The sequence below is a fragment of the Burkholderia sp. PvR073 genome, from assembly GCF_054055695.1.
This window is the reverse complement of sequence record NZ_JBSRXO010000008.1, coordinates 183,339-208,808: the sequence shown is the minus strand read 5'-3', so window position 1 is coordinate 208,808 and position 25,470 is coordinate 183,339. Positions and strand designations below refer to the sequence as shown.

At 69.1% G+C, this 25,470-nt stretch carries 21 protein-coding genes; 9 read left to right on the top strand and 12 right to left on the bottom strand.

From position 1 onward, the window contains the following. Nucleotides 1–156: 156 nt before the first annotated feature. A complete protein-coding gene (locus tag ACVK00_RS23440) occupies nt 157–1,491 on the top strand; it encodes an acyl-CoA dehydrogenase family protein (protein ID WP_284894009.1) in 1,335 nt (444 codons plus the stop codon). Between the two features lie 61 nt (nt 1,492–1,552). Here ACVK00_RS23440 and ACVK00_RS23435 read toward each other — a convergent pair whose 3' ends face one another. Then, nucleotides 1,553–2,476 carry a LysR family transcriptional regulator gene (locus ACVK00_RS23435; RefSeq protein ID WP_228909800.1) on the bottom strand — a complete coding sequence of 308 codons (924 nt, stop codon included), beginning with the start codon at nt 2,474–2,476 and terminating at the stop codon, nt 1,553–1,555. Between the two features lie 74 nt (nt 2,477–2,550). On the opposite strand from ACVK00_RS23435, the gene ACVK00_RS23430 reads away from it, so the two are divergent. Both ACVK00_RS23430 and ACVK00_RS23425 read left to right on the top strand, forming a co-directional pair. Further along, nucleotides 2,551–3,117: a cysteine dioxygenase family protein gene (locus ACVK00_RS23430; RefSeq protein WP_175705741.1), complete on the top strand. Its 567-nt coding sequence runs from the start codon at nt 2,551–2,553 to the stop codon at nt 3,115–3,117. Nucleotides 3,118–3,238: 121 nt separating this feature from the next. Next, nucleotides 3,239–4,864, top strand: coding sequence for a rhodanese-related sulfurtransferase (locus ACVK00_RS23425; RefSeq protein ID WP_284894010.1), 1,626 nt, complete (start codon nt 3,239–3,241; stop codon nt 4,862–4,864). Nucleotides 4,865–4,973: 109 nt separating this feature from the next. On the opposite strand, the gene ACVK00_RS23420 is transcribed toward ACVK00_RS23425, so the two are convergent. Then, on the bottom strand, nt 4,974–6,119 hold the full coding sequence (locus tag ACVK00_RS23420; RefSeq protein WP_284894011.1) for a glycerophosphodiester phosphodiesterase: 1,146 nt from the start codon (nt 6,117–6,119) through the stop codon (nt 4,974–4,976). A gap of 359 nt (nt 6,120–6,478) precedes the next feature. Here ACVK00_RS23420 and ACVK00_RS23415 point away from each other — a divergent pair, with 359 nt between their 5' ends. Both ACVK00_RS23415 and ACVK00_RS23410 read left to right on the top strand, forming a co-directional pair. Beyond that, a complete protein-coding gene (locus tag ACVK00_RS23415; protein ID WP_284894012.1) occupies nt 6,479–7,543 on the top strand; it encodes a phytoene/squalene synthase family protein in 1,065 nt (354 codons plus the stop codon). A gap of 470 nt (nt 7,544–8,013) precedes the next feature. Next, nucleotides 8,014–9,231: a porin gene (locus tag ACVK00_RS23410; RefSeq protein WP_012365962.1), complete on the top strand. Its 1,218-nt coding sequence runs from the start codon at nt 8,014–8,016 to the stop codon at nt 9,229–9,231. A 159-nt stretch (nt 9,232–9,390) separates the two neighbouring features. On the opposite strand, the gene ACVK00_RS23405 is transcribed toward ACVK00_RS23410, so the two are convergent. The 8 genes from ACVK00_RS23405 to pdxR form a co-directional block, all read right to left on the bottom strand. Continuing rightward, on the bottom strand, nt 9,391–10,887 hold the full coding sequence (locus tag ACVK00_RS23405; protein WP_284894013.1) for an efflux transporter outer membrane subunit: 1,497 nt from the start codon (nt 10,885–10,887) through the stop codon (nt 9,391–9,393). 10 nt (nt 10,888–10,897) lie between these two features. Beyond that, nucleotides 10,898–12,052 (bottom strand): ABC transporter permease, encoded by a 1,155-nt coding sequence (locus tag ACVK00_RS23400; RefSeq protein WP_166726622.1) that lies wholly within the window; start codon nt 12,050–12,052, stop codon nt 10,898–10,900. Further along, the gene (locus ACVK00_RS23395) at nt 12,049–13,020 is read right to left on the bottom strand and encodes an ABC transporter ATP-binding protein (protein WP_284894014.1); all 972 of its coding nucleotides are present in this window, start codon (nt 13,018–13,020) and stop codon (nt 12,049–12,051) included. Before ACVK00_RS23395 ends, ACVK00_RS23400 begins: the two co-directional genes overlap by 4 nt. After that, nucleotides 13,017–13,979: an HlyD family secretion protein gene (locus ACVK00_RS23390; protein WP_228909810.1), complete on the bottom strand. Its 963-nt coding sequence runs from the start codon at nt 13,977–13,979 to the stop codon at nt 13,017–13,019. The genes ACVK00_RS23395 and ACVK00_RS23390 overlap by 4 nt, the downstream gene beginning before the upstream one ends. Next, entirely contained in the window at nt 13,976–14,674 is a 699-nt protein-coding gene (locus ACVK00_RS23385) for a TetR/AcrR family transcriptional regulator (protein WP_284894015.1), read from the bottom strand. Before ACVK00_RS23385 ends, ACVK00_RS23390 begins: the two co-directional genes overlap by 4 nt. Nucleotides 14,675–15,157: 483 nt before the next feature. Then, nucleotides 15,158–15,583: a cupin domain-containing protein gene (locus ACVK00_RS23380; RefSeq protein WP_284894016.1), complete on the bottom strand. Its 426-nt coding sequence runs from the start codon at nt 15,581–15,583 to the stop codon at nt 15,158–15,160. A gap of 10 nt (nt 15,584–15,593) precedes the next feature. Continuing rightward, a complete protein-coding gene (locus tag ACVK00_RS23375) occupies nt 15,594–16,031 on the bottom strand; it encodes a carboxymuconolactone decarboxylase family protein (RefSeq protein ID WP_006755641.1) in 438 nt (145 codons plus the stop codon). 94 nt (nt 16,032–16,125) lie between these two features. Next, a complete protein-coding gene (gene pdxR / locus ACVK00_RS23370; protein ID WP_284894017.1) occupies nt 16,126–17,610 on the bottom strand; it encodes a MocR-like pyridoxine biosynthesis transcription factor PdxR in 1,485 nt (494 codons plus the stop codon). 220 nt (nt 17,611–17,830) lie between these two features. On the opposite strand from pdxR, the gene ACVK00_RS23365 reads away from it, so the two are divergent. Both ACVK00_RS23365 and ACVK00_RS23360 read left to right on the top strand, forming a co-directional pair. Next, nucleotides 17,831–18,748, top strand: coding sequence for a LysR family transcriptional regulator (locus tag ACVK00_RS23365; protein WP_284894018.1), 918 nt, complete (start codon nt 17,831–17,833; stop codon nt 18,746–18,748). A gap of 147 nt (nt 18,749–18,895) precedes the next feature. Then, nucleotides 18,896–19,645 carry an SDR family oxidoreductase gene (locus tag ACVK00_RS23360; RefSeq protein WP_284894019.1) on the top strand — a complete coding sequence of 250 codons (750 nt, stop codon included), beginning with the start codon at nt 18,896–18,898 and terminating at the stop codon, nt 19,643–19,645. A 64-nt stretch (nt 19,646–19,709) separates the two neighbouring features. On the opposite strand, the gene ACVK00_RS23355 is transcribed toward ACVK00_RS23360, so the two are convergent. Together ACVK00_RS23355 and ACVK00_RS23350 are read right to left on the bottom strand one after the other, a co-directional pair. Then, a complete protein-coding gene (locus ACVK00_RS23355; RefSeq protein ID WP_354123094.1) occupies nt 19,710–21,332 on the bottom strand; it encodes a glycoside hydrolase family 32 protein in 1,623 nt (540 codons plus the stop codon). A 154-nt stretch (nt 21,333–21,486) separates the two neighbouring features. Beyond that, nucleotides 21,487–23,067 carry a glycoside hydrolase family 68 protein gene (locus ACVK00_RS23350; protein WP_228909816.1) on the bottom strand — a complete coding sequence of 527 codons (1,581 nt, stop codon included), beginning with the start codon at nt 23,065–23,067 and terminating at the stop codon, nt 21,487–21,489. Between the two features lie 170 nt (nt 23,068–23,237). Here ACVK00_RS23350 and ACVK00_RS23345 point away from each other — a divergent pair, with 170 nt between their 5' ends. Both ACVK00_RS23345 and ACVK00_RS23340 read left to right on the top strand, forming a co-directional pair. Continuing rightward, nucleotides 23,238–24,272 (top strand): substrate-binding domain-containing protein, encoded by a 1,035-nt coding sequence (locus tag ACVK00_RS23345; protein WP_284894021.1) that lies wholly within the window; start codon nt 23,238–23,240, stop codon nt 24,270–24,272. A 414-nt stretch (nt 24,273–24,686) separates the two neighbouring features. Then, the gene (locus ACVK00_RS23340; RefSeq protein ID WP_284894022.1) at nt 24,687–25,373 is read left to right on the top strand and encodes a type 1 glutamine amidotransferase domain-containing protein; all 687 of its coding nucleotides are present in this window, start codon (nt 24,687–24,689) and stop codon (nt 25,371–25,373) included. Nucleotides 25,374–25,470: the final 97 nt, after the last annotated feature.

The following is a 25,470-nucleotide window of genomic DNA, read 5'->3' as shown; positions in this document are numbered from 1 at the left end:
CCGGCCGCCTGTCGTGCGGGGCTTCGGTCGCCGCCTGATCGCCGCCGGTCGCCGCCGGCTTCGCGAGCCGCCGCGCCGCGTGCCGATCGATCTCCGCCGTCACCGCCGTTACGTTATTGGCTACCCGCTACCCAGTCACCGAGGGAATCCGTACCGATGTCCGCCAGCCTTGCCGCTTCCTCGCCGCCAGCGCCGCTCGCACCGCAGTCGTCGCTGCGCCACCTGCCTGCCGACGATGCGCGCGTCGCCGCGCTGCTCGAGCGTCTCGCGCCCGAACTCGCGGCCGACGCCGCCCGCAACGATGTCGATGGCCGCTTCCCGCACGAGAACTTCGCGCGGCTGCATCGCGCCGGGCTGATCGCGCAGGTCGTGCCGCGCGAGCATGGCGGCGCGGGCGCGACGCTCGCACAGGCGAGCCGCATCGTGGCCGCGGTCGCACGCGCCGATCCCGCGACCGCGCTGGTGCTGACGATGACGTATCTGCAGCATCGCGCGCTCGGCCGCGCGGACCACCGTTGGCCCGCGCGCCTGCGGCGTGCGGTGTTCGACAGTGCGGTCGACGAAGGCGCGCTGATCAACGCACTGCGTGTCGAGCCGGCGCTCGGGTCGCCGTCGCGCGGCGGCCTGCCCGAAACGGTTGCGCGTCGCGACGGCGACGGCTGGCGGTTGTCCGGCCACAAGCTGTACTGCACCGGCATTCCGGCGCTGCGCTGGCTGGCCGTATGGGCGCGCACCGACGAGCCCGAGCCGCGGGTCGGCGTGTTCCTCGTGCCGCGCGAGCGCCACGCTGGGGACGATCCGCGCATCCGCGTGATCGAAAGCTGGAATCACCTGGGCCTGCGCGCATCGGGCAGCCACGAGGTCGTGTTCGACGACGTGCGGCTGCCCGCCGATCATGCGGTGGACGTGCGCGCGCCCGATGCGTGGATCGTGTCGGCCGCGAGTCATGCGGATGTCGACGCGCAGGCCGACCAGCAGGCCTGGATGGTCGCGCTGCTGGGCAGTCTCTACGATGCGGTGGCGAGTGCGTCGCGCGACTGGCTGCTCGAATTCGCGACGACGCGCGCGCCGAGCGGGCTCGGTGCGCCGCTCGCGACGCTGCCGCGCGTGCAGGAGGCCATCGGCGAGATCGAAGGGTGGCTGCACACGAACCGCGTGCTGCTGGACGCGCACATCGCACGCACCGATGCCGGCGATGCACCGCCGGTGACGACGAGCGGCCTCGTCAAGCGAACCGTGACGGAGCAGGCGATCCGCACCGTCGAGCACGCGTTGAAGCTGTCGGGCAATCACGGGCTGAGCCGCAGCAATCCGCTCGAACGTCACTATCGCGACGTGCTGTGCAGCCGCGTGCATACGCCGCAGGACGACGCGATCGCGGTCGCCGCCGGACGTGCGGCGCTCGAGGCGGCGGCGCGAAGCGCGACGCCGAACGCGGACGCGGGCGGGACATCACGCAACGCGCCGGCATCCGCTCGACACGATGCGTGAGCGCGGTGGCGTGACGGTCAGCGCAAACGGGACGACGTTGTGCAGCCGTCGTCCGTCCTGTTCAAGCGGCCTTGTCGTGCGCGGCGGCATCCGCGGGCAGCGCGAACGCAGTGCGTGCATGCGCGGCCACGGCGGCGAGCGGCGCCGTGAAGCGCGCGGCGTCCTGCCGGTGCAGCAGCCACAGATCGATCTGCGGCTTGAAATCGGCGAGCGGCACGATGTCGAGCGCATCGCGCAGCGGGCTGCCGTCGAGCAGCGGCAGCGGCATCAATCCGATGCCGAAGCCGTTCGCGACGCTCTGCAACTGCAGGTCGCGGCCGTAAGTGTCGAGCGTGACCGGCATCGGCAGCCCCTGCGCGTCGAGCGCCCGGCGCAGGCCCGCGCGAAACCCGCAGCCGTCGGGATTGAGCACCCAGCCGCGCGCATGGCAGTCGGCAAGCCGGTAGCCGCGGCGCGGCCAGTCGCCCTTGCGGCCGACCGCGACGAGCCGCGTGGCCAGCAGCCGTTCGCCCTCGACCTGCGGCGGCAGCACCATCTCGCGGGCCAGAAACACCAGCGCCGCATCGAGCTCGCGGCGCGCGATGCGTTCGACGAGCGCGCCGCCCCAGGCGGTCGTGACCTGTGTGGTGAGCGCCGGCCATTGCCCGGCAAGCCGCGCGATCAGGCCGGGCAGCATCAGTTCGCCGAGCCCCTGCGTGAGGCCGACGCGGAATTCGCCGGCGGGCGGCCGCTGGCCGGCCGTCAGTTCACGCAGCGCATCGACTTCGCGCAGGATCGCGCGACACTGCTCGAACACCTGCCGGCCGATGTCGGTCGGGCGCGGCGGCTTGGTGTTGCGGTCGAGCAGCGTCACGCCGAGCGCTTCCTCGAGGTTCTGGACGCGCCGCGTGATCGCGGGCTGCGTCATCCCGAGCTCGGTCGCGGCCTGGCTCAGCGTCTGGCAGCGGACGACCGCTGCAAAAGCGTCGATATCGCTAATTTTCATGTTTGTTCTGCATGGTCTTTCAGGTGCATCATGACGATCCATCATGTTCGGCATCATATTCGAGGAGCTGGCCGATGAGTACGCTTTCGTTGCGGCAGACGCCGCTGCATCCGTTCGTCGACGGGCTGGGCGCGCTGCTTGCGTCCGGTGCGAACGAGGCGCGCATTCTCGACGAGGGCGGCGCGTTGCTCGCCGCGCTCGTCGCGCACGACGACTGGCTGCCCGATGCGTTCGCGCAGCCCGATCCCGAGCGCTACCGCCAGTACTTGCTGCATCTCGATCCCGACGAGCGGTTTTCCGTCGTCAGCTTCGTATGGGGCCCCGGCCAGACGACGCCGATCCACAACCACACGGTGTGGGGGCTGATCGGGATGCTGCGCGGCGGCGAGTTTTCGCAGCCGTACCGGTTCGACGCAACCGGCAAGCCGGTGCCGGCGGGCGATGCGGTGCGGCTGCAGCCGGGCGAGGTCGAGGCCGTGTCGCCGCGCATCGGCGACGTCCATCGCGTGACCAACGCGTTCGCGGACCAGGTATCGATCAGCATCCACGTGTACGGCGCGAATATCGGCAAGGTCGAACGCGCGGTGTTCCTCGACGACGGCACCGTGAAGCCGTTCGTGTCCGGCTATTCGAACGCGTGACCGAGCGCGTGATCCCGCATGCCGCCCGCGCCCCGTTGCGAGCGCCCGCCCGCAGGCGCGAGATTCAACCGTTTTCCGTGTGCTTTCTTCAACGACTTCAACAGAATCCGACCGAGACATCGTGACGCAAACCGCTGATTCCACTTCCCGTTTCCCCGTCGCGTCGTACCAGGACGTACGCGCGCGCCTGCTGGCCCGCGACGAGCTCGCACTGATCGACGTGCGCGAGGAGGATCCGTACGCGCAGGGCCATCCCCTGTGGGCCGCCAACTTTCCGCTGTCGAAACTCGAACTCGACGCGTGGACGCGCATTCCGCGCAGCGACACGCCGATCGTCGTGTTCGGCGAAGCCGGCGGCGAGGATCTCGCGCCGCGCGCGGCCGCGACGCTCGCGCGGCTCGGCTATACCGACGTGCGCCTGCTCGACGGCGGCCTCGCGGGGTGGCTCGCCGCGGGCGGCGAGCTGTTCATCGACGTGAACGTGCCGAGCAAGTCGTTCGGCGAATGGGTCGAGGCCGAGCGGCATACGCCGTCGCTGTCCGCACAGGAAGTGCAGGCGCTGATCGACACGAAGGCCGACGTCGTGATCGTCGACGCGCGCCGCTTCGACGAATACCAGACGATGAACATCCCGACGTCGACGAGCGTGCCGGGTGCGGAACTCGTGCTGCGCGTGCGCACGCTCGCGCCGAATCCGCAGACTCGGGTCGTGGTGAACTGCGCGGGCCGCACGCGCAGCATCATCGGCACGCAGTCGCTGATCAACGCCGGGCTGCCGAACCCGGTCGCCGCGCTGCGCAACGGCACGATCGGCTGGACGCTCGCCGGCCAGACGCTCGAGCGCGGCGCGTCGCGACGCTTTCCCGACGACGTCGATCCCGCACAGCGCGACGAAGCACGCCGCGCCGCACGCGCGGTGGCCGAGCGCGCGGGCGTGCCGCGCATCGCGCTCGCGGAGCTCGCCGCGCTCGACGAACCGGGCCGCACGCTGTACCGCTTCGACGTGCGCACGCCGGAGGAATACGAGGCCGGCCACCTGCCGGGCTTCCTGAGCACGCCGGGCGGCCAGCTCGTGCAGGAGACCGACCATCACGCAGCGGTGCGCGGCGCGCGGATCGTGCTGGCCGACGACGACGGCGTGCGCGCGGACATGACCGCGTCGTGGCTCGCGCAGATGGGCTGGGACGTGCGCGTGGTCGAGCCGGCCGGCACGGCCGCGTTCGTGGAGCGCGGCCAGCCGCCGCGCGACGTGCCGGCGACGCCGCAGGTGACCGAAGTGTCGCCCGCGACGCTTGCGGGCTGGCTGAAGGAGGCGGCTGCGGGCGAGATCGCGATCGTCGACGTGACGACCAGCGCGAACTACGTGAAGCGCCATATTCCCGGCGCGTGGTTCGTCGTGCGCGCGCAGTTGCGCGACGCGCTCGCCGCGATCCCGCCGGCGAAGCGCTACGTGTTCACGTGCGGATCGAGCCTGCTCGCGCGGTTCGCGGCGGACGACGCGCGTGCGTTGCTGCCGGCCTCCGCGGCCATCTCGGTGCTGACGGGCGGCACGGCAGCGTGGATCGATGCGGGGCTGCCGCTCGAGCACGGCGACACGCATCTCGCATCGCCGCGGGTCGACCGTTACCGGCGCCCGTACGAAGGCACCGACAACGCGGCCGCCGCGATGCAGGCGTATCTCGACTGGGAATACGGGTTGGTCGATCAGTTGAAGCGGGACGGCACGCACCACTTCCGCGTGATCTGATCGCCGCGCGGCAACCGCCAACCGCCAACCGCCAACCGCCAACCGGCGCGCGGCCCCGCGTGCGCCGCGCCCGTTGCCGCGCGCTCTGCGCGTCCAGCGTTCAGCCGGTTCAGCGCTTGAACGTATCAACAGCCGTGCGGCCGACGGCCGGATCGTCGGTGAAGAAGCCGTCGATGCCCGCACGCAGGTACGCCTGGATCTCGCGCACCGAGCCCGCGGTGTTGCGCGTGGCCGGCGTGCCGCCGTCCTTCAGCGACGCGGGCAGGAAGTTGTTCTCCGGGCGGAACGTGTACGGGTGCACGACGAGGCCGGCTTCGTGCGCGTAGCGCACGTACGGCGTCGGCTGCTGCAGCGTGCCGTCCGCGGCCACCGCGATGATCGACGTCTTGTACGGCCCGACGCCGTTCGCATAGGACGCGATCTCGCGCATCCCGTCGCGCGTCGACAGGTCGCCGTAGGTGCGCTTGTCGTTCGCCTTCACGAAGTCGTACGGACGCTGGCCGGCTTCGTCCATCAACTGCACGAGCTTCCAGTTCGGCTGGCTCGACTTGATCCGGTTGCGGATCGTCTTCAGGTTCGCGACCTCGAACGACTGGATATAGACGGTCGCCGTGCGCGCCGTGTACGGATCCTTCAGCAGCGCGTCGACGAGGCGGTCCTCGAGCGGCAGGTCGATCGACTGGAAGTAGGTCGGGTGCTTGGTCTCCGGATACAGGTGAATCGTGCGGCCAGTCTGGGCGGACATCTGCTTCGCGAGCGCAACGATCTCGTCGAAGGTCGGGATCTCGAACTGATCGTTGTACGCGGTGTTCGCCGGACGGATCTGCGGAATGCGCTCGCGGGCGCGCAGCGTCTTCAGCTCGGCGAGCGTGAAGTCCTCGGTGAACCAGCCGGTCAGCTGCGTGCCGTCGATCGTCTTGGTCGCCTTGCGGCTCGCGAACTGCGGCAGCGTCGACACGTTCGTCGTGCCCGAGATTTCGTTTTCGTGGCGCGCGACGAGCACGCCGTCGCGGGTCGCGACGAGGTCGGGCTCGATCACGTCCGCACCGTCCTCGATCGCCTTGCGGTACGACGCGAGCGTGTGCTCGGGCCGCAGCGCGCTCGCGCCGCGATGGCCGACCACCTGAACCTTCGCGGAGATCGGATGCGTGGGATCGGACGCCGACACATCGTCGCCGCCGCAGGCGGCAAGCAGAAGGGCGGCGGCACAGGCGAACGGGATGCAGCGCAAGGCGGTCGGGCGCGTGAAGAGCATGGCGGTGAACCTTCGGAACGGAAGTCGGTGAAAGGGCGCTCGATCCGGCGGCGCGGCCTGAACGGGATCGAACGGGACGCGATCGTCGCACCGGATCATTACATATGTATTACTTTCGCCTTTCTGTTTTGTTGTGACGGTAAGCGAGCGGGACGGCGGAACACGCGACGGCGTGCGCGACGCGATCCGACCCGTGTTGGAGAGCCGCCGCGCCGGATGCACTAAACTTGCGGGACTTTTGCATCGCCGCGCCGGGCCGACGCCTGCCCGCGCACGACGATGCGGCGACTCGCGGCCGGCGCGGGCACCCCGGCGCCCGTGTGCGTCCGGGGCCCGCGCCGGCCGATTTTTACCGACCCATGACGACTCATACCGATCCCGCCTACCTGCTCGGCGACCTGCTGAAGAACGTTTCCCGCTCCTTTTACCTGACGCTGCGCGTGCTGCCCGACGGCATGCGCGAGCCGGTCGGCCTGGCCTACCTGCTCGCGCGCGCGGCCGACACGATCGCCGACACGGCGCTCGTCGCGCCCGAGCGCCGCGCGGCGCTGCTGACCGACCTGCGCGACGAGATCGAGCGGCTCGGCGACGGCGCGGCGCTGTCGCGCGCGCTCGAGGACGTGACGCGGATGCAGACGGATTCGCACGAGCACGTGCTGCTCGCCTCGATGAAGCCGATGCTTGCGTTGCTGCGCGCGCAGCCGGACGCGGACCGCGCGTCGATCCGCAAGGTCGTCGCGACGCTGACGTCGGGGATGGAGTTCGACCTGCGCACGTTCCCCGACGAGCAGTCGGGCCAGGTCGCGTCGCTGCCGAACCGTGACGAACTCGATCGCTACACGTATCTGGTCGCCGGTTGCGTCGGCGAATTCTGGACCGACATGACCGGTGCGCACACGCGGGCCGCGCGCGGCTGGGACTTCGCGGACATGCGCGAGAAGGGCATCCGTTTCGGCAAGGCGCTGCAGATGACCAACATCCTGCGCGACTGCGCGAAGGACCTGCGGATCGGCCGCTGCTACCTGCCGGACGACGTGCTGGCCGCGCATCGCGTCGGCGTCGCCGACCTGATGTCGCCCGACGCGTCGGCGCGCGCGCGCGGCGTGCTGGTCGAGCTGTTGCGTGCGACGCTCGCGCAGTATCGCGACGCGTGCCTGTATACGCTGGCGATTCCGCGCCGCTTCGTGCGTCTGCGGCTCGCGTGCCTGTGGCCGATCATGATCGGCCTCGAAACGCTCGAACTACTGGCCGGCCACGACGCGTGGCTCGATCCGGCGCGGCCGGCGAAGGTGCCGCGCAAGCGGGTCTACCGGATCATGGCGTCGTCGCTCGCGCTCGTCGGTTCGAACGCGGCGATCCGTGCACGCATGAACGCGCTGGTCGACGCGGTGAACGCGCGGATCGCGCCCCCCGCGTCGCATTGAATGTCGCCGGCGCGAGGCGCCGGCATCCTCTTTGGGCCCGCGTTCGCCGGGCCGCTCCGTCCGATCTCCTCCGCACGGGCTGAAACGTTTTCAAATTTCGCGTCCCGAAACGTGGGTGTCATGAACGTAAGCGATCCTGCGCGGCGATGTGAATCGCGGTGTCGATCGCGGTTGCGCATTGGTCAGAACAAACGTGCCGAAGGCGTCTGACAACATCGCTCGGTCGCGCTGCACCCGTAAAAATGTAAAGCTAGGGTTTTCACCGGGAAATGCCGGAAATCCCCGCCGCGTAAGCGTTTTCAGGTGTTATGTAACCGTTTGGTGAACCCGTGCGTTGCGTCGATCATACGATGACCGACTGGGCGTATTGGGAAACGATTGGTAATCCGTCAGAATCGCACCGGCATGTACTCGCACATGTGCATAAAACCACACCAGAAAAGAAATCATTCTTTGAGGACGGAGAATCAATGAAAAAGCGCGTCGCTTTCGCCATGACGGCAGTGGGTCTCGCAGCCGCTACCGCAGCCCACGCCCAGAGCAGCGTCACCCTGTACGGTATCGTCGATAACGCTATCGCCTACCAGAACAACTCGTCGGCAACCGGCGCGACCACGGGTGGTCACTCGAAGGTGCAGATGGCCACCGGCATTTGGGCGGGCAGCCGCTTCGGCCTGAAGGGCAGCGAAGACCTCGGCGGCGGCACGAAGGCGATCTTCCAGTTGGAAGCCGGCTTCAACGCGAACAACGGTTCGTCGCAATGGACGAACGGCATCTTCACGCGTCAGGCTTGGGTCGGCCTGAGCAACCAGACGTACGGTACGCTGACGGCAGGCCGCCAGTACACCGCGTACTACACGCTGCTGTCGCCGTACAGCCCGACGACCTGGCTGACCGGCTACTACGGCGCGCACCCGGGTGATATCGATTCGCTGGATACCAGCTACCGCGCGAACAACTCGCTCGTCTACATGTCGCCGAAGTTCTACGGCTTCACGGTCGGCGGTTCGTACTCGTTCGGCGGCGTCGCAGGCAGCGTGAACCGCGGCTCGACGTGGAGCGCGGCGATCCAGTACCTGAACGGCCCGGCAGGCATCGCGGTCGGCTTCCAGCGTATCAACAACGCGACGCTCGGCGGCGGTGTGTGGGGCGCGAACTCGACCGCGCAGAACGGTCTGGACACGAGCGGCAACGGCGCGGAACAGGCCGTGTCGTCGATCAACAACGGCTACCGGACGGCACAGGCGCAACAGCGTCTCGCGGTGACGGCAGGCTATCAGTTCACGCCGGCATGGGACGTTTCGGTTTCGTACTCGAACGTGCAATACATCCCGGGTACGCTGTCGGGCTTCCGGAACACGGCAATCTTCAACACGGCAGGCGCCGTGCTGCACTGGAAGGCAGCGCCGCAGTGGGACTTCGCGGCAGGCTACTCGTACACGCGTGCGACCGAGTCGAACGGCATCTCGAGCTCGGCCAAGTACCATCAGGTCACGCTGTCGCAGTACTACAGCCTGTCGAAGCGCACGGGCCTGTACGCAGTTGAGGCTTATCAGCACGCGAGCGGCAACACGCTCACCCCGACGGGCGGCGTGATCCTCGCGACGACGTCGACGGGCGACGGCGTGGGCGCAGGTTCGAAGCAGAACCAGATCGCTGCCGGCGTCGGCCTGATCCACCGCTTCTAAATGTCGCGCGGCGCGCGAGCGCCGCTCACGGCATGCGGTATGAAAACCGGCCTTCGGGCCGGTTTTTTTTCGCCGATACGCACCGGGCGCGTGGTGCATGGCGCGGGTGCGGTGTCGGTCAGGCCGCGTCCGGCGTGCATCGTCGAGTCATCGTGCCGGTCAGCGGTGCGAATCATCCGTCCAGTTTCCCGCCAGCGCCTGGAACAGCGCCGCCGTATCGGCAAGCCGGTCGGCTTGCGCGCGGGTCCGCTCGAGCGCGGTCTGCAATACCTGTCGCTGTGCATCGAGCAGGTCGATCAGGCTGATTCCGCCCGCCGCGTAGCGGTCGCCGGCAATCGCGCGGCTGGCCGCCGCCTGTTGCGCAGCGGTGTCTCTCGCCTGCAATTCGGCCGCATCGTGTTCGACCGCGCGCATCGCGTCGGCCACCTGCTGAAGCGCCAGCAGCACGGTTTCCCGATAGCTCGCGAACGCGGCGTCGTACGCCGCTTCGGCCGCGCGTTTCCGCGCGCGCAGTTCGCCGCCGTGAAAGAGCGGCTGCGTCAGGCCGAGCCCGACGTTCCACACATTGAGCCCGCTGACGATATCCGCGATGCGCGTGCGCTCCGACCCGATCCCCGCCGAAATCGAAAAACGCGGATACAGGTTCGCCGTGGCCACGCCGACGTTCGCGCTCGCCTGGTGCAGCACGGCCTCCGCCGCGCGGATGTCGGGCCGTTCGCGCGCGAGCGTCGACGGCAGCGCGACCGGCAGCGTGCGAGGCAGCGCAAGTGCGTCGAGCGCGAGGTCGGGCAATGCTTCGCCCGACGGCGGCGCGCCCAGCAGGATCGCGAGCCGGTGGCCGGCCTGCGCGTGGCGTGCGGCGAGCGGCGGCAGGGAGGCCTGCGTTTGCGCGAGCAGCGCGCGCTGGGCATGCACGTCGGCCCGCGACACGCCCCCCGCCGCGAAGCGCGCTTCGACGATGCGCAACTGCTGCGCTTGCGCGTCGACGAGCTGCCGCGTGAGCGCGACTTGCTGCGCGAGCGACGCGCGCAGGATCGCGGTCGCGACGACGTTGCCCGCGAGCGTCAGGCGCGCCGCGTCGAGCGTATAGCCCTGATAGTCGACCTGGGCACGCAGCGCTTCGAGCGCGCGCCGGTTGCCGCCGAACACGTCGAGTGCGTACGACACGCTCACCGACGCGTCATACAGCGTGAACGGCCCGGGATTCGGCATGTTGGCGGGCAGCCCGAACGCGGCGACGTCGACCTTCTCGCGCGTGGCGGACAGGTTCGCGTCGACGCGCGGCAGCATCGTCGCGCCGGCCTGGGCCGCATGGTTCTGCCGCGCTTCGTCGAGCCGCGCGCGGGCCTCGGCGAGCGTCGGGCTGTTGCGCCATGCGGTGTCGACGAGGCGGTCGAGCGGTTCGGAGCCGAACTGCGTCCACCAGCGTTGCAGCGTATGCGCGGACGACGCGAACGTCTGCGCGTCGCCGGCCGGGCCGCCGGCGGCCGCCGTGGTCGCGGGCGCTGCATCGCGCGTGTACTGCTGCGTGGCCGGCGGCTCCGGCGCGCGGAAATCCGGCCCGACCGCACATCCGGCGAGCAGCGCAACGGCGGCGAGCGTGCCGCCGCGGACAGCGTGGGCAGCGTGAAATGTGCGACGCGAAGCCGGTTTCATCGCGCGGCCCCTAATCGAGCGTGCGCCGGTAGAAGCGCAGCGCGACGCTCATCACGACGAGGGTGAACAGCGCGACGGGCCACACGGACGGCCACAGGTCGGCCCAGGCGTTACCTTTCAGGAGGATGCCGCGCACGAGGCGGTTGAAGTAGGTGAGCGGCAGCAGGTTGCCGATGAACTGCGCCCACTTCGGCATCCCGGCGAACGGGAACATGAAGCCCGACAGCAGGATGTTCGGCAGGAAGTAGAACACCGCGAGCTGCATCGCCTGCAACTGGTTCTGCGCGAGCGACGACAGCGTGATGCCGACCGTCAGGTTCGCGGCGATGAAGAGCAGCGCGGACAGGTAGATCGCGAACACGCCGCCGACGAACGGCACCTCGAACACGTACCGCGCGGCGGCGAGAATGATCGACACCTGGATCAGCCCGATGAACACGTACGGGACGATCTTGCCCGTCATCACCTCGAGCGGCCGCACGGGTGTCGCGAGCAGGTTTTCCATCGTGCCGCGCTCGCGTTCGCGGGTGATCGCGAGGCCGGTCATCATCACCATCGTCATCGTCAGGATCACGCCCATCAGGCCCGGCACGACGTTGTACTGCGTGATGCCTTCGGGGTTGTACAGGCGATGCAGCACGACGTCGAACGCGGCCGGGCGGCCGTTCAGGCGCGCGAGCGGGCCCGTCAGGTCCTTGTCCGCGACGGGCTGCACGAGACCCGTCAGCGCGCCGATCGCCGACGCGGTCGCGACGGGATCGGTCGCGTCCGCCTCGACGAGCAGCGACGGATGCTCGCCGCGCAGCAGCCGCTTCGAGAAATCGGCCGGCACGCTCAGCACGAACTGCACGTCGCCGCGCGCGAGCGCCTGCCGGCCGGCCGCTTCGTCGGGCAGCGTCGCGACGATGTCGAAGTACGCGGAGTTGCGCATCGCGGCGATGAAGCTGCGTGCGAAGGGGCTCGAATCGGCGACGATCACCGCGGTCGGCAGGTGCTTCGGATCGGTGTTGATCGCGAAGCCGAACAGCGCGAGCTGGATGATCGGCACGCCGACGATCATCGCGAACGTGACGCGATCGCGGCGCAGCTGCAGGAATTCCTTCAGCACGATGCTCCACCAGCGCGCGATCGAGAACGATTCGCGCAGGCCCGCCCACGCGTTCATGACGACGCTCCGCCGGGCGGCCCGGAGGCACGGCCCATCATGTAGATGAAGACGTCTTCGAGCCCGGTGTCGATCGGCGCGATCTGCAGCGCTGCGCGACCGTCCGTGCGCGCGCCGGCCTGGGCCGCCACCTGCGCGAGCGTTGCGTCGAGCAGCGCGCGATCGCGGCCGCTCACGTGCAGCGCGGAGCCGAACACGACGGTTTGATCGACGCCCGGCATCGTGCGCAGTTGCGCGGACAGTTCGGCCAGGTGCCCGCCCGTGATCGTGCGGGTCGACAGGTGCTGCGACGCGACGATCTCCGCCGACGTGCCCTGCGCGAGCAGTTCGCCGGAGGCGATATACGCGAGCTTGTGGCAGCGCTCGGCTTCGTCCATGTAGTGCGTGCTGACGAGCACCGAGATCCCTTGCGCGGCCAGGCGGTGCAGCTCTTCCCAGAAGTCGCGGCGCGCGGCCGGGTCGACGCCGGCGGTCGGTTCGTCGAGCAGCAGCAGCTCCGGCTCGTGCAGCATGCACGCGGCGAGCGCGAGGCGCTGCTTCCAGCCGCCGGACAGCGCGCCCGTGAGCTGATCCGCACGGCTCGCGAGACCGAGCCCGTCGAGCGCGCGCGCGACGGTTGCGTGGCGATCGGGCATCCCGTACACGCGCGCGACGAAATCGAGGTTCTCGCGGATCGACAGGTCTTCCCAGTACGAGAAGCGCTGCGTCATGTAGCCGACGCGCCGCTTGATCTGCGCGCTGTCGCGCACGATGTCGTAGCCGAGGCAGGTGCCGCTGCCCGAGTCGGGCGTGAGCAGCCCGCACATCATCCGGATCGACGTGGTCTTGCCGCTGCCGTTCGGCCCGAGAAAGCCGAAGATTTCGCCGCGCGCGACGCGCAGCGATACGTCCTTCACGACGTGCTTGTCGCCGAACCGCTTGTTCAGGCGGTTGACGTCGATCGCATACGGAGCGGCCGGCGCGTTCAACGCACCCTCACGGCGACGGGCTGGCCCGGATGCAGCTTCGGCGCGTCGGCGGGCGCCGGGCGCGCCTCGACCATGAACACGAGCTTGCTCCGGCTCTCGTTGCTGTAGATCACCGGCGGCGTGTACTCGGCCCCGCTCGACACATAGGTGATGCGCGCGGGCACGTCGGCCGCGCAGCCGTCGCAGTGGATCGCGATCGTGCGCCCGGGTGCGAGCGACGCGATGGCCGCCTCCGGTACGAAGAAGCGCACCTTCAGGTTCTGTGGCGGCAGCATCTGCACGACCGGATTGCCGGCCTGCACCCATTCGCCGACGCGGTACAGCGTGTCGTACACGCGCCCGGCGGCGGGCGCGGCGATGCGCTTCTGGTCGAGCTTCCATTGCGCTTCGGCCACGGCGGCCTGCGCGGCGTCGACCTGCGCGGCCTGGGCGGCGACCTGCTGCGCGCGGCCCGGCAAACGCGCGACATCGACCTGGTTCTGCAGCTCGCGCATCTGCGCGGCGGTGGTCTGCGCGGACGTGCGCGTATCGTCGAGCTGCTGCTTCGACAGGCCGCCGGCTGCGTACTGGCGTTCGTCGCGCGCGAGTTGTGCGGCGGCCCGCGCGGCTTGTGCGGTGGCCTGCGCGAGCTGGGCACGCGTGACCGCAACTTCCGGCGGGCGCTTGCCGGTCTGCAGGTCGGCAAGCTGCGCGCGTGCGGCCGCGAGCTGATGCTGCGCCTGCTGCAGCGCGGCCGTTTCGCTGACGGCTTCGAGCGCGAACACCGGCGTACCGGCTGCGACGGCCTGGCCGCGTTCGACCGACAGTTGGGTCAGCGTGCCCGCTTGCGACGACGACAGGTACACGAATTCGCCTTCGACATAGCCCTGGTAGGTCGTGCCGGTGTCGGCCGGCCGTCCGCAACCGGTGAGCAGCGCGGCGGCGGCCAGCGCGAGCGGCAGCGCGCGGGCCGTGCTCACGACGGCCTCCGGGGCGCGCGAGCGCGCGCATCCGGCGCGGTGACGGGCGGCTGCATGCCGGAGCCGAGCAGCGCGCGGACGTGGCAATGCAGCACGTCGCGATCGATCGGCGGCAGGCCGCGCGCGCTTTGCCACAGTTTCGCGGTCGCGAGCGGCAGCATGACGAGCGCGATGATCGAATGGAACAGGAAGGCGGGTTCGAGCGACGGGTTGAGCGTGCCGGCCTGCTGCGCGGCGCGGATGCGTTCGGCAAAACGCCCGACATGCTCGAGCGGAATGCGGCGGACCATCCGCTCGCGCAGCAGGCCGCCTTCGTGGACGATTTCGCGCAGCCAGATCGACGGCAGCCACGGCATGCGATGCGTGACGTCGAAGAACCGGTCGACGAGTTCGGCGACGAGCGCGAACGGATCGTTTTCGATTTGCGGCGCGGTCGGCCGCCACACGAACGCGATGACCTGCGCGAGCCGCTCCTCGACGATCGCGTCGAGCAGTTGCTCGCGATTCGTGAAGTAGTAGTGGACCATCGCCGACGTGACGCCGGCGGCCGCGGCGATCTGCGCGACCGTCGTCGCGGCGATGCCGTGCTCGGCGAACAGCTGGATCGCCACGTCGAGCATGTGATCGCGCAGGTCGAAGTCCTCCACCGACGGGCGGCGCCCGCGCGGCCTGGCGACGGTGGATTTCGCGTTCATGCAGACGACGCTAATTGATGAGTTAGTTAATTTCAAGGAAGGGTTTTCGCGCGCGTTGATCGCGATCGGGCATGCGCCGAATGGCGGTGCGCACGAGCGGGGAGGGAGCGCGGCGCAGGGCCGTGCGCGGGGGGCGGCGTGTAGGGAGCGGCTAATGAGGAAGCGGCGAAGGGGAACCGGCCGAAGCCGGTGACGCATCGGTATGGAAGCGGAAAGCGGAAAGCGGAAAGCGGAAAGCGGGGAGCGGGGAGCGGGGAGCGGGGAGCGGGGAGCGGGGAGCGGAAAGCGGGGAGCGGGGAGCGGGGAGCGGGGAGCAGGAAGCAGGAAGCAGGAAGCAGGAAGCAGGAAGCAGGAAGCAGGAAGCAGGAAGCAGGAAGCAGGAAGCAGGAAGCGGGAAGCAGGAAGCAGGAAGCGGGAACCGGCGGGGGAAACCGCTCGAGAAGCCGGCGCGCGCCCACCCCGGCACGCGCGCCCGAAACATCGTCACTGATCCATCGGCGACTTCAGCGGATCGTGCTCGCCCGTCAGCCCGAACACGACGAGCTGCGCGGGTTCGGTCGCGCTCGCATTGCGCGACATCGGGTGGCGCGAACCGGGCGCCTCGTACCAGCCTTCGCCGGCGCGGTAGCGGCGCACCGGGCCGCCGTTCACCTGCGACAGCACTGCGCCTTTCGACACGACCGCGAACACCGAGCCGAGATGCTTGTGCGCGTCGGACGCCTCGCCGGGCGCATAGTCGACGGTCGCGACGACGGCGAGCTTGCCGGGTGCTTCGGGCACGGCCTGGCGCATGATCGCATGCACGTTGTCGTCGGCATCGTGCGCGTGGGCGGCCGTCGGCAGCGCGGCGCCGAGCGCGAGTGACGCGCCCAGAACCACGCGGCGGAGCAGGGAGCGGGAATGCGTCATCGTCGTCCCCTTATTCGGGCATCTTGCGGAACGCGATGGCGAAGCGGTTCCATGTGTTGATCGTCGCAATCAGCATCGACAGCTCGAACAGTTCCGTGTCGCTGAAGTGCGGCTTCACGGCTTCCCAGACGGAATCGGGCACGTGGTTGTCGGCGACCAGCGTCAGCGCTTCGGTCCATTCCAGCGCCGCGCGTTCTCGCTCGGTGAAGAACGGCGTTTCGCGCCAGGCGACCACCGTCGCCAGGCGTCGGTCGGTCTCGCCGCCCTTGCGCGCGTCGGTGGTGTGCATGTCGACGCAGAAGGCGCAGCCGTTGATCTGCGACGCGCGCAGCCGGACGAGTTCGGCGAGCGGTTTCTCGATCGAGCTCTTCGCGATGAATTCCTCGGCATTGCGCATCACCTTGATCGCGTTCGGGCTGGCGGTATAGAAGTTCAGGCGCGGTTGCATGGCAGGTCCTTTTTCGGTGGGTGCGCCCGGGGGCGCGACAGGACCCACTTTAAGCATGTCATTGGCCTGCTTGAATGACCAATTCCATGGAAATTCAGGTAACCAGTTGCCGCCCGCCAAAGTCGCCCGAATTCAGCAGCACGGCCAGTTGCGCGAGCGCGGTATCGATGCGCAGCGCGTCGATTCCGCCATAGCCGAACAGCAGCCCCGCGCGCGCGGCCGAGCCGACGTGGAACGGCGAGATCCCGTACAGGCCGATGTCGTGCTCGCGGGCCGCGCGGACCAGCGCGGCTTCGTCGAGCCCCGATTTGAGGAGCGCGGCGAGGTGGATGCCGGCGGTCGGCACGATCGTGTCGAACCACGGCGCGAGGTCGCCGCGCAGGTGCGCGAGCAGCATCTTGCGGCGTGCGTCGTAGTGCTTCTGCACGCGCCGCAGGTGCCGCGCGAAATCGCCTTCGAGCATGAAGCGGGCGAGCGCCGCCTGCGTCAGCGTGCAGCTATGCCAGTCGACGATCTGCTTCGCCTTGGCAAGCGCCCCGCGCAGTGCGCGCGGCGGAATCGCGTAGCCGATCCGCAGTTCGGGAAAGATCGTCTTCGAGAACGTGCCGACGTACGCGACGAGGCCCGTGCGGTCGAGGCTTTTCAGCGACTCCACCGGCCGGCCTTCGAAGCGGAACTCGCCGTCGTAGTCGTCCTCGATGATCACCGCGCGGCGGCGCTGCGCCCATTCGAGCAGCGCGACACGACGGTCCAGCGTCATCGGCATCCCGAGCGGAAACTGGTGCGACGGCGTCACGTAGACGAGACGCGCGTCGTCGGGCAGCTGCTCGGTGACGAGGCCGTGTGCGTCGACCGGCATGCCGATCACCGTCGCGCCGAGCGAGGCAAACGCCGCGCGTGCCGGCGGATAGCCGGGATTCTCGACCGCGACGACGTCGCCCGGCCGCACGACCACACGCGCGATCAGGTCGAGCGCCTGTTGCGCGCCTTGCGTGACGAGCACGTCGTCCCAGCCGCAGGCCACCGCGCGGCTGAACCCGACGTAGCGCGCGATCGCGCCGCGCAACTGCGGATCGCCGGCCGGGTCGTGGTACTTGCCGGGGCCGCGCGCCTGCTGGCGCAATGCGTGATGCAGGCAGCGGCGCCATACGTCGAACGGGAACAGCGTCTTGTCGGTCACGCCGCCGCGGAAGTCGAAGGCGGGCGAGGCCTGCGGTGTCGGCATCGCGAGTGCGTCGGGCAGGTCGTCCCACAGCGCACGTGCGTCGACCGCGTGGACGCGCGGCGTGTCCTCGATGAGCGAGGGTGTCGACGCGACCGCCGCATGCGGAACCCGCGCGAGGCCGCCGGCGACGAACGTGCCGTCGCCCGCGCGCGTGTTCAGGTAGCCCTCGGCGACGAGACGCTCGAACGCATCGAGCGTCGTCTTGCGCGACACGCCGAGCTGCTTCGCGAGATCGCGCGTCGACGGCAGCCGGGCGCCGCCCTCGAGCCGCCCGTCGACGATCGCGGTGCGCAGCTGCCGGAAGATTTGCCCGGTCAGGTCGTGACGGCCTTCGATGCGGATCGCGATGTCCATCGCAGTGGTTACCTTGAATGCGGAGAATTGACGCCGATCAGCATACCGGAAGTGCGTTGCCCGATTGGCTTCCGGGAACAATACGCGAGCGGCTTCGCACGGCTCGCGAAGGCCATGCCGGCCGGCCCCCCTCCGCCACACGCGCGGCACGGCGCCATTCGATTGGACCGCCGCCCGCCGCTGCCTTACGATCCACCACAGTCCCCGACCGGAGTGCCCCATGCTGTCCGAAGACGAACTTGCGCTGCTCGATGCGATCCGCGCCACCGGCAGCCTGTCGCGCGCGGCCGCGCGGCTCGGCAAGGCGCCGTCGACGGTGTCGCATACCGCGCGGCAGCTCGAAACGCGCTTCGACGCGCTGCTGTTCGACCGGCGCGGCTACCGGCTGCAGCTCACGCCGGCCGGCCAGCTGCTGACCGACGAGGCGTCGCGCCTCGCGCTGGACGTCGCACGGCTCGCGCAGCGCGTGCGGCAGGTCGCGAGCGGCTGGGAGGACCGGCTGACGATCGTCAGCGACGAGGTGCTGGAGTTCGATACGCTGCTGCCGGTCATTCGCGCGTTCGATGCGCTCGATTCGGGCGTGTCGCTGCGTTTCACGCACGAAGTGCTCGGCGGCACCTGGGAAGCCCTGCGCGACGGCCGCGCGGACCTGGTCGTCGGCGCGACCAACGAGCCGCCGGCGATTCCGGGCTTCAAGTGGTTCGAGCTCGGCGCGATGGAATGGGTGTTCGCGGTATCGCCGCGCCATCCGCTGGCGGCGGCAAGCGAGCGGCTCACCCGGGACGCGATCGGCGCGCATCGCGCGGTGGTCGTCGCGGATTCGTCGCGGCGGTCGGTCGGCCGTGTGTACGGGCTGCTCGGCGGCCAGGCGGTGCTCGCGGTGCCGTCGATGCGCGCGAAGATCCTCGCGCAGCGCGACGGACTCGGCATCGGCTGGGTGCCGCGCCGGCGCGTCGCGTCGCTGCTCGCGCGCGGCGAACTCGTGGAGAAGGAAACGGCCGATCCGCGTGAACCGAACGTGCTGTATGTCGCATGGCGCAGCGACCGCGACGGCCGCGCGCTGCAATGGTGGCTCGAGCAACTGCGCGAACGGCGGCTCGCGCAGCGGCTGCTTGACGGGATCGACGTGTCGGGCTGAATGCGCGAGGCGGGAATGCGACGGAGGCGCCTTCCGCGAACATGTTCGAAAATTTCGAATATGTTCGCCGTGCCCATCGCACGGCACGGCCGCCGGCTGCGCGCATCCTGTGTTCACGGTCAACTCACCGGTTCACAGGAGAACATCATGCAACGCTTCGAAGGAAAGACGGTTCTGGTCACGGGCGGCAACAGCGGCATCGGCCTGGCGGCCGCACGGGCATTCGCGGCCGAAGGCGCGCGGGTCGTCATCACCGGCCGCGACGAGCAGACGCTCGCCGCCGCACGCGAGACGCTCGGCGACGGCGCGCTCGCGATCCGCAACGAGGCCGGCAGCGTCGCGTCGGCGCGGGCGCTGGCGGACACGCTCGCGGCGTCCGGCGTGCGGCTCGACGCGGTGTTCATCAATGCGGGTGTCGCGAAACTCGCGCCGTTCGCGGATAGCGACGAGGCGATGTGGGACCTCGTGTTCAACACCAACGTGAAGGGCGCGTATTTCCAGATCCAGTCGCTTGTCCCGCTGCTGAACCGCGGCGCGTCGATCGTGATCAACGGGTCGATCAACGCGCACATCGGGATGCCGGGTTCGTCCGTGTATGCGGCGAGCAAGGCGGCCGTCAATTCGTTCGCGAAGACGCTGTCGACGGAATTGCTGCCGCACGGCGTGCGGGTGAACGTGGTGAGCCCCGGGCCGGTCCAGACGCCGCTGTACGGCAAGCTCGGCCTCGATGCGGCGACGCTCGACGAGACGGCCGACAAGATCAGGGGCCTCGTCCCGATCGGCCGGTTCGGCACGCCGGACGAAATCGCGTCGACGGTGCTGCACCTGAGCGCGCCCGAGTCCGCCTTCATCGTCGGCGCGGAAATCATCGCGTCGGGCGGGATGGGCTTGCTCTGAGCGTGAAACCGGCAGGGCTGCCTCGCCTGGTCGGGCGGCGCAGCCCCGCCGTCAACGCGTATCGCTAGCGCGCTGCGCAGTCGTCACGGGCGTGACCCGCATCGAGCTGCGTCACCGTCAGCCCCGAGAACGTCGCGCTGCCATGCTCGGCGAACACGGCGACGCGGTCCGCGTCGCGGGGCGGAAAGATCAGGTCCGTGAGCGCCACGCGACCGCCGTTCGCGAACACTTCGACCGAACCGCGATCGACGACGATTTCAAGCTGCAATCGCCCGTTCTCGAGCGGCAGATCGACGATGTGCTCGCGGCTGAAGTTCCCGGCGAAATCCGTCGCACCGGAGCGGGAGCGGTCGAGCGTCAGCGTGCGCTTCGCGGTGTCGTACACGATCCGGGTGCCGATCGCGCCGTCCGCCGATCCACGGACGATCAACCCGGCGCGGGCCGCGCGCTGCGGCGTGATCGTCACCGTGATGCGCTGAACGACGCCGCGCGTGGCGGCCGACAGCGCGCGCGTGGCGGATTCGACGCTCAGATCACCTTCATGCACGGCGGGCCGCCCGTCGGCCCACGCATCGAATGCGGCGGCCGGTGTCACGACGAGCGTGGGTTCGCCGCCGATCGTCTTCAACGCGAACTCGCGCGGCAACGTCATCGCGCCGCGCCAGGGTGCCGTCGGCGCTTTCGCCGCGTAGTCCCAGTTGCTCATCCATGCAATCCCGACAGGGCGTGCGCCCGGCGCCCCCGAGAACGTGCCGGCCGCATAGAAATCGGCGCCATGATCGACCCAGCGAAATTGCGCGGGGTCCGAGCCGGCCGGCGCGACGCGATCGGGGACGAACGTGCGGCCGTCGAAATTGCCGACGAAATACATCGCACCGGAGCCGCCGGCGATCGACCACGGGTTGACGTTGACGATCATGACCCACTTGATGTGGCGCGGATCGTCGTCGACGGGCAGCGGCACGAGATCGGGCATTTCCCACAGCGCGCCCGCATGCGGCACGTCCGGCAGCGTGAAGTCGCTCAGGAACGACCAGTGGATCAGGTCGTCGGAACGGTAAAGCTTCACGACGTGTGCGTCGGCGACGACCGTCGTCATCAGCCAGTAGCGCCCGGGCGCGTACCACGACACCTTCGGGTCGCGGAACTGCTTCGATTCCGGGTCGAGCGTGAGCACCGGATTGCGCGCATAGGGGTGCCACGTCGCGCCGTGGTCGAGGCTGTATGCGAGCGACTGCGCCTGCGTGCCGGGCGCGTGACCGGAACCGGCCTTGTAGACGCTCGTATAGAGCGCGACGAGCGGCGTCTCGCCCGGCGCGCCGAGGCCGGACGTATTGTGCGTGTCGGCGACGATCGAGCCGGAGAAGATTTCCTCCGTGGCATTCGCGTGCATCGCGACCGGCTGCTCGTGCCAGTGGACGAGGTCGGTGCTGGTCGCGTGGCCCCACGACATGTTGCCCCAGTCGTGGCCGAGCGGGTTGTACTGGTAGAACAGGTGATAGCGGCCGTTTTCGTAGACGAGGCCGTTCGGATCGTTCATCCAGTTGCGTTGCGGCGTGTAATGGATGGCGGGTCGCCATTGTGGCGTCGCGCTCGCGAGCGGCGCGGCGCAGGTTGCGTGCATGCTGCCCGCAAAGGCGAGCAGGCAGGCGAACCGGAAGGAAAAGCGGGAAAACGTCGATTTCATGCGGGGGCCCGTGCTCCGCTGCGCGAAGCGGGAAGGAAGGGCGCATGCCGCGTACAGCGGCGACATGCGCGATCTGCGGAACAAAAAAGGGCGGGCGCACACGCGGCACGCGCGATGCGCACCCGCCGAACTGGCGGCCAGGCGGCCGCGGCCGTTACGGCCGGGTGCCGGCGCCGCCGTCGTTGTGACCGGCGCCCGTCGCGGGCAGGTTCGACGGGATTTCGCCGTACCCGCCGAGGCCGCCGCGTCCGTAGCCGCGGTCGACCGCCGTCGACGTGCCGTTGATGTTGACCTTCACGGTCGGCGCGAGCGTGCCGCCGCGACGCGGACCGATCGCATCGATGAACGACTCGACGAGCCCGCCCGGCATCACGTAGTGCGAATACGACTGGAACTCGCGCGGGTTCTGGTTCGGGTCCTGCGAATACGGCGCACCGGCCGGCGCGGAGAAGTCGGTCGGGTTGCCGAGCACGAGTCCGCTGCCGCCGTTCAGCGGCAGGTAGTCGCTGCGGATGCCGTTGCCGACGAAGCCATAGACGCCGTCAGGCCCGTCGACGCCGGCGGCCATCGTCGTGCGGTGGCTGATCGTGAACAGGTAGTACTTGCCGTCCTTCAGGTAGATCTGCGGACGCTCGGTCTGGTCGTCGACGCAGTTCGCGGACAGGATCGGCGGCAGGAACTTCCATTCGGTGAGCTGCGGGTTCGTTGCGACCGCCAGGCCGACATTGGCCTTTTGATACACTGCGCCCGAGTTCATCACGGCGTTCAGGTCTTCCTTGTACGGATCGTTCGGCGCGTAGCCGAGGTCGGCCTCGGTGCAGGTCCGGGCGCCGCGCTGGCCGCCCGTATTGCCTTCGAACACCATGTAGGTCTTGCCCGGATGCGCGGGATCGGTGAACACGAACGGATCGCGGAACGAGAAGTAGGTGTTTTGCTGGCCCGACTGGTAGTAGTTGCCGTCCGGCTGCAGCAGCGCCTTGTGATCGTCGAAGCCGGTGAACCACACGTGCTTGTCGTCGGCCTGGATGTGGCCGTCGGTGCGCGTGATGATCGCCTGCGGCGGCGTGATGTCGGCGCCGCCGGGGGCCGAGCGATTGAACGACGTCGCGGTGTAGTAAAGGCTGACGTTGTCGCCGTGCGTGAGGCGCGCCGAGCCCGACCATTCGGCATTGTTGGTCATCGGCGACGTGCCGAACACCTTGGCGCTCGCGCCGTCCGGGAACAGATGGCCGCCCCAGGTCCAGCCGCCGTTCGCCGGCCGCTGCGACGCGGGAATGCCGGCCCGGCGATAGAAGAAGCCGATGCGCGCATGGACGTGACGATCATCGAACGTGTAGCCGGCGTGCGGGTCCGCGGTCAGCGAGAAGATCACCTCCCAGCCCTTGTAGCTGAGCTGGTTCGCGCGCAGGTCGGCCAGCGGCCAGGTGTCCCACACCCACACGTTGGAGTTGATCAGCGGGAAGTCCTGCGGAATGTCCGGCATCGACAGCGCTTGCGGCAGCGAATTCTTGTCGGCGCCGGCCGTATGCGACTGCGCGACGATCTGGCGGATGTCCGCACGGGTCCAGCGCATCGTGAAGTTGCCCTCGGGGTCGTAGGCCTGCTGCGTGTGCGGCGTCGGTGCGGGCGCCCCGGCGGTTTGCGCATGCGCGGCGGACGCGAAAGCGGCCAGTGCGGCGCCGGTGAACAGCAAACGTTTGGCCGCAGTCGCGCGGCAAAAAGGAAAATAAGTCATGTTGGCTTTTGTTTCCGTTGACGGTGAAAGGGAACGGCTGACGGCGGCATCGATGTCCAAACCGGTTTGGATGCTATTTCAAACCGGTTTGGACGTCAAAAGATAAATATTTGACGGTAATAACTACCAATCGGCAATAATTGCTGCGCAAGCGGGAATGGCCGACTGGCATGCACAACGCGAGGAGCGACGTGAAGGTGAATCTGAAGGCGTTGTCGGACGCGCTCGGGCTGTCGCGCACGACGGTCAGTCGCGCGCTGAACGGCTATGACGACGTGAGCGAGGCGACCCGCGAGCGCGTGATGAAGGCCGCGCGTGAACTCGGTTACGTCGCGGATCCGACCGCGCGCCGGCTGGCGACGGGGCGCTCCGATGCGATCGGCATCGTCTATCCGTTCGGCGCGGGCGATCTCGGCGATCCGCGCTTCGGCGAAGTCGTCGCGGGCATCACCGAGCGGCTGGCAGAGCGCAATCTCGACTTCATCATCGCGTCCGCGAGGCCGAACGCCGAGCTGGACACCTATCGACGGCTCGTGGACGGCAAACTCGTCGACGGGCTGATCGTCGCGCGCACGCTGGTCGACGATCCGCGGCTCGCGTATCTGAGGTCGAATGCGTTTCCGTACGTCGCGTATGGCCGCACGCAGGCCGTCGAGCCCTACGCCTGGTTCGATTTCGACAACGAAGCGGGCGCACGCGATGCGGTGCGGCGCCTGATCGGCTTCGGCCATCGCCGCATCGCGATGATCAGCGCGCCGCTGTCGCTCAATTTCGCGATGCAGCGGCGCGCCGGCTATCTCGCGGCGCTGCGCGAGGCCGAGATCGAGCCCGATCCGGCATTGCTCGTCGAGTGTGCGTTCACGCGCGACGGCGGGCAGCAGGGCGTGCAGACGTTGCTCGCACGGACCGAGCCGCCGACGGCGCTGCTCGTCGACAACAATATCGCGGGCGGCGGCGCGTTCCGCGCGCTGGTCGAGCGCGGCGTGCGCCTGGGGCGGGACATGTCGTTGATCGTCTATGACGGCGTGCCGCCGGACGTCGCGCATCCGCATCGGGTGACGGCGGTCGTGCAGCCAACTGGGCAGGCGTCCGGACGCGCGCTGGCGGACTTGATGCTGGGGTTGCTGGCGGACGGCGTGCGCGGCCAGCGGCTCGAGATGCCGGTGATCGAGGCTGGCGATACGGACGGGCCGCTGCCCGGCTAGTCGACGCGGCGGCGGCTGGGGCGCGATCGGCAACGAACGTTGCGCGGCGCGCTCCCGCCGCAAAAGCCATGTCACCGACAGGGCCGAACGCGACGTTACTAGACGACCGGTCTAATCCGAGGCTATCATCCGGTCTCATGAATGCGACGTCATTCCTGCCGCACTCAGCCGGACGCGAAAATGCCATATCGCGCGGCGATGCTGGTCGTGCAGGAGATGCCGTCTTTTTTTCGAGGCCAAACTAGACGACTGGTCTAATAGCCTCGGGCAACATTTTCGGTAGGTGGCCGGCACGTTGACGCGCGCCAGCTGACTAACCGGCAGGCGCGCCGTCGTCGCCGGCACGCAGCGTGCGTCACGCTGGCCGCGGCCGTGACGCGGCCCCGTTCCCCCATTTCGAAGGAGTGTCCGATCATGAAGATTCTGGTTGTCCTGACCTCGCACGACACGCTCGGCGACACCGGCAAGAAAACGGGCTTCTGGCTCGAGGAACTGGCCGCACCGTACTACGCGTTCAAGGATGCGGGCGTCGAGCTGACGCTCGCGTCGCCGAAGGGCGGCCAGCCGCCGCTCGACCCGAAAAGCAGCGATCCGACCGCACAAACCGACGCGACGCGCCGCTTCGACGCGGATCCGGCGGCGAAGGCCGAACTCGCCGCCACCCGCAAGCTGGCCGACGTGTCGGTCGACGATTACGACGCGGTGTTCTATCCGGGTGGGCATGGTCCGCTATGGGATCTCGCCGAGGATCTGCATTCGATCGGCCTGATCGAGCGCGCGCTGTCGGCCGGCAAGCCGGTCGCGGCCGTGTGCCATGCGCCGGGCGTGCTGCGCCACGTGAAGGACCCGAAAACCGGCGAGTCGGTCGTGCGCGGCAAGCGCGTGACGGGCTTCACCAACAGCGAGGAAGCGGCCGTCGAGCTGACCGAAGTGGTGCCGTTCCTCGTCGAGGACATGCTGAAGACCAACGGCGCGCAGTTCGAGCGCAGCGCCGACTGGGCGCCGCATGTCGTCACCGACGGGCTGCTGATCACCGGACAGAACCCCGCGTCGTCGGAACCCGCTGCCGAGGCGCTGCTCGCCAAGCTCGGCCGCCAGTAAGCCGGCCGGCGCCGGCACGACCGGCGCCACGCCGCTTCCGTCGTCGGGTGCGCCGCGCCCCGCGACGGCCCCAATCGCTCTGCCGTGCACACCGCAC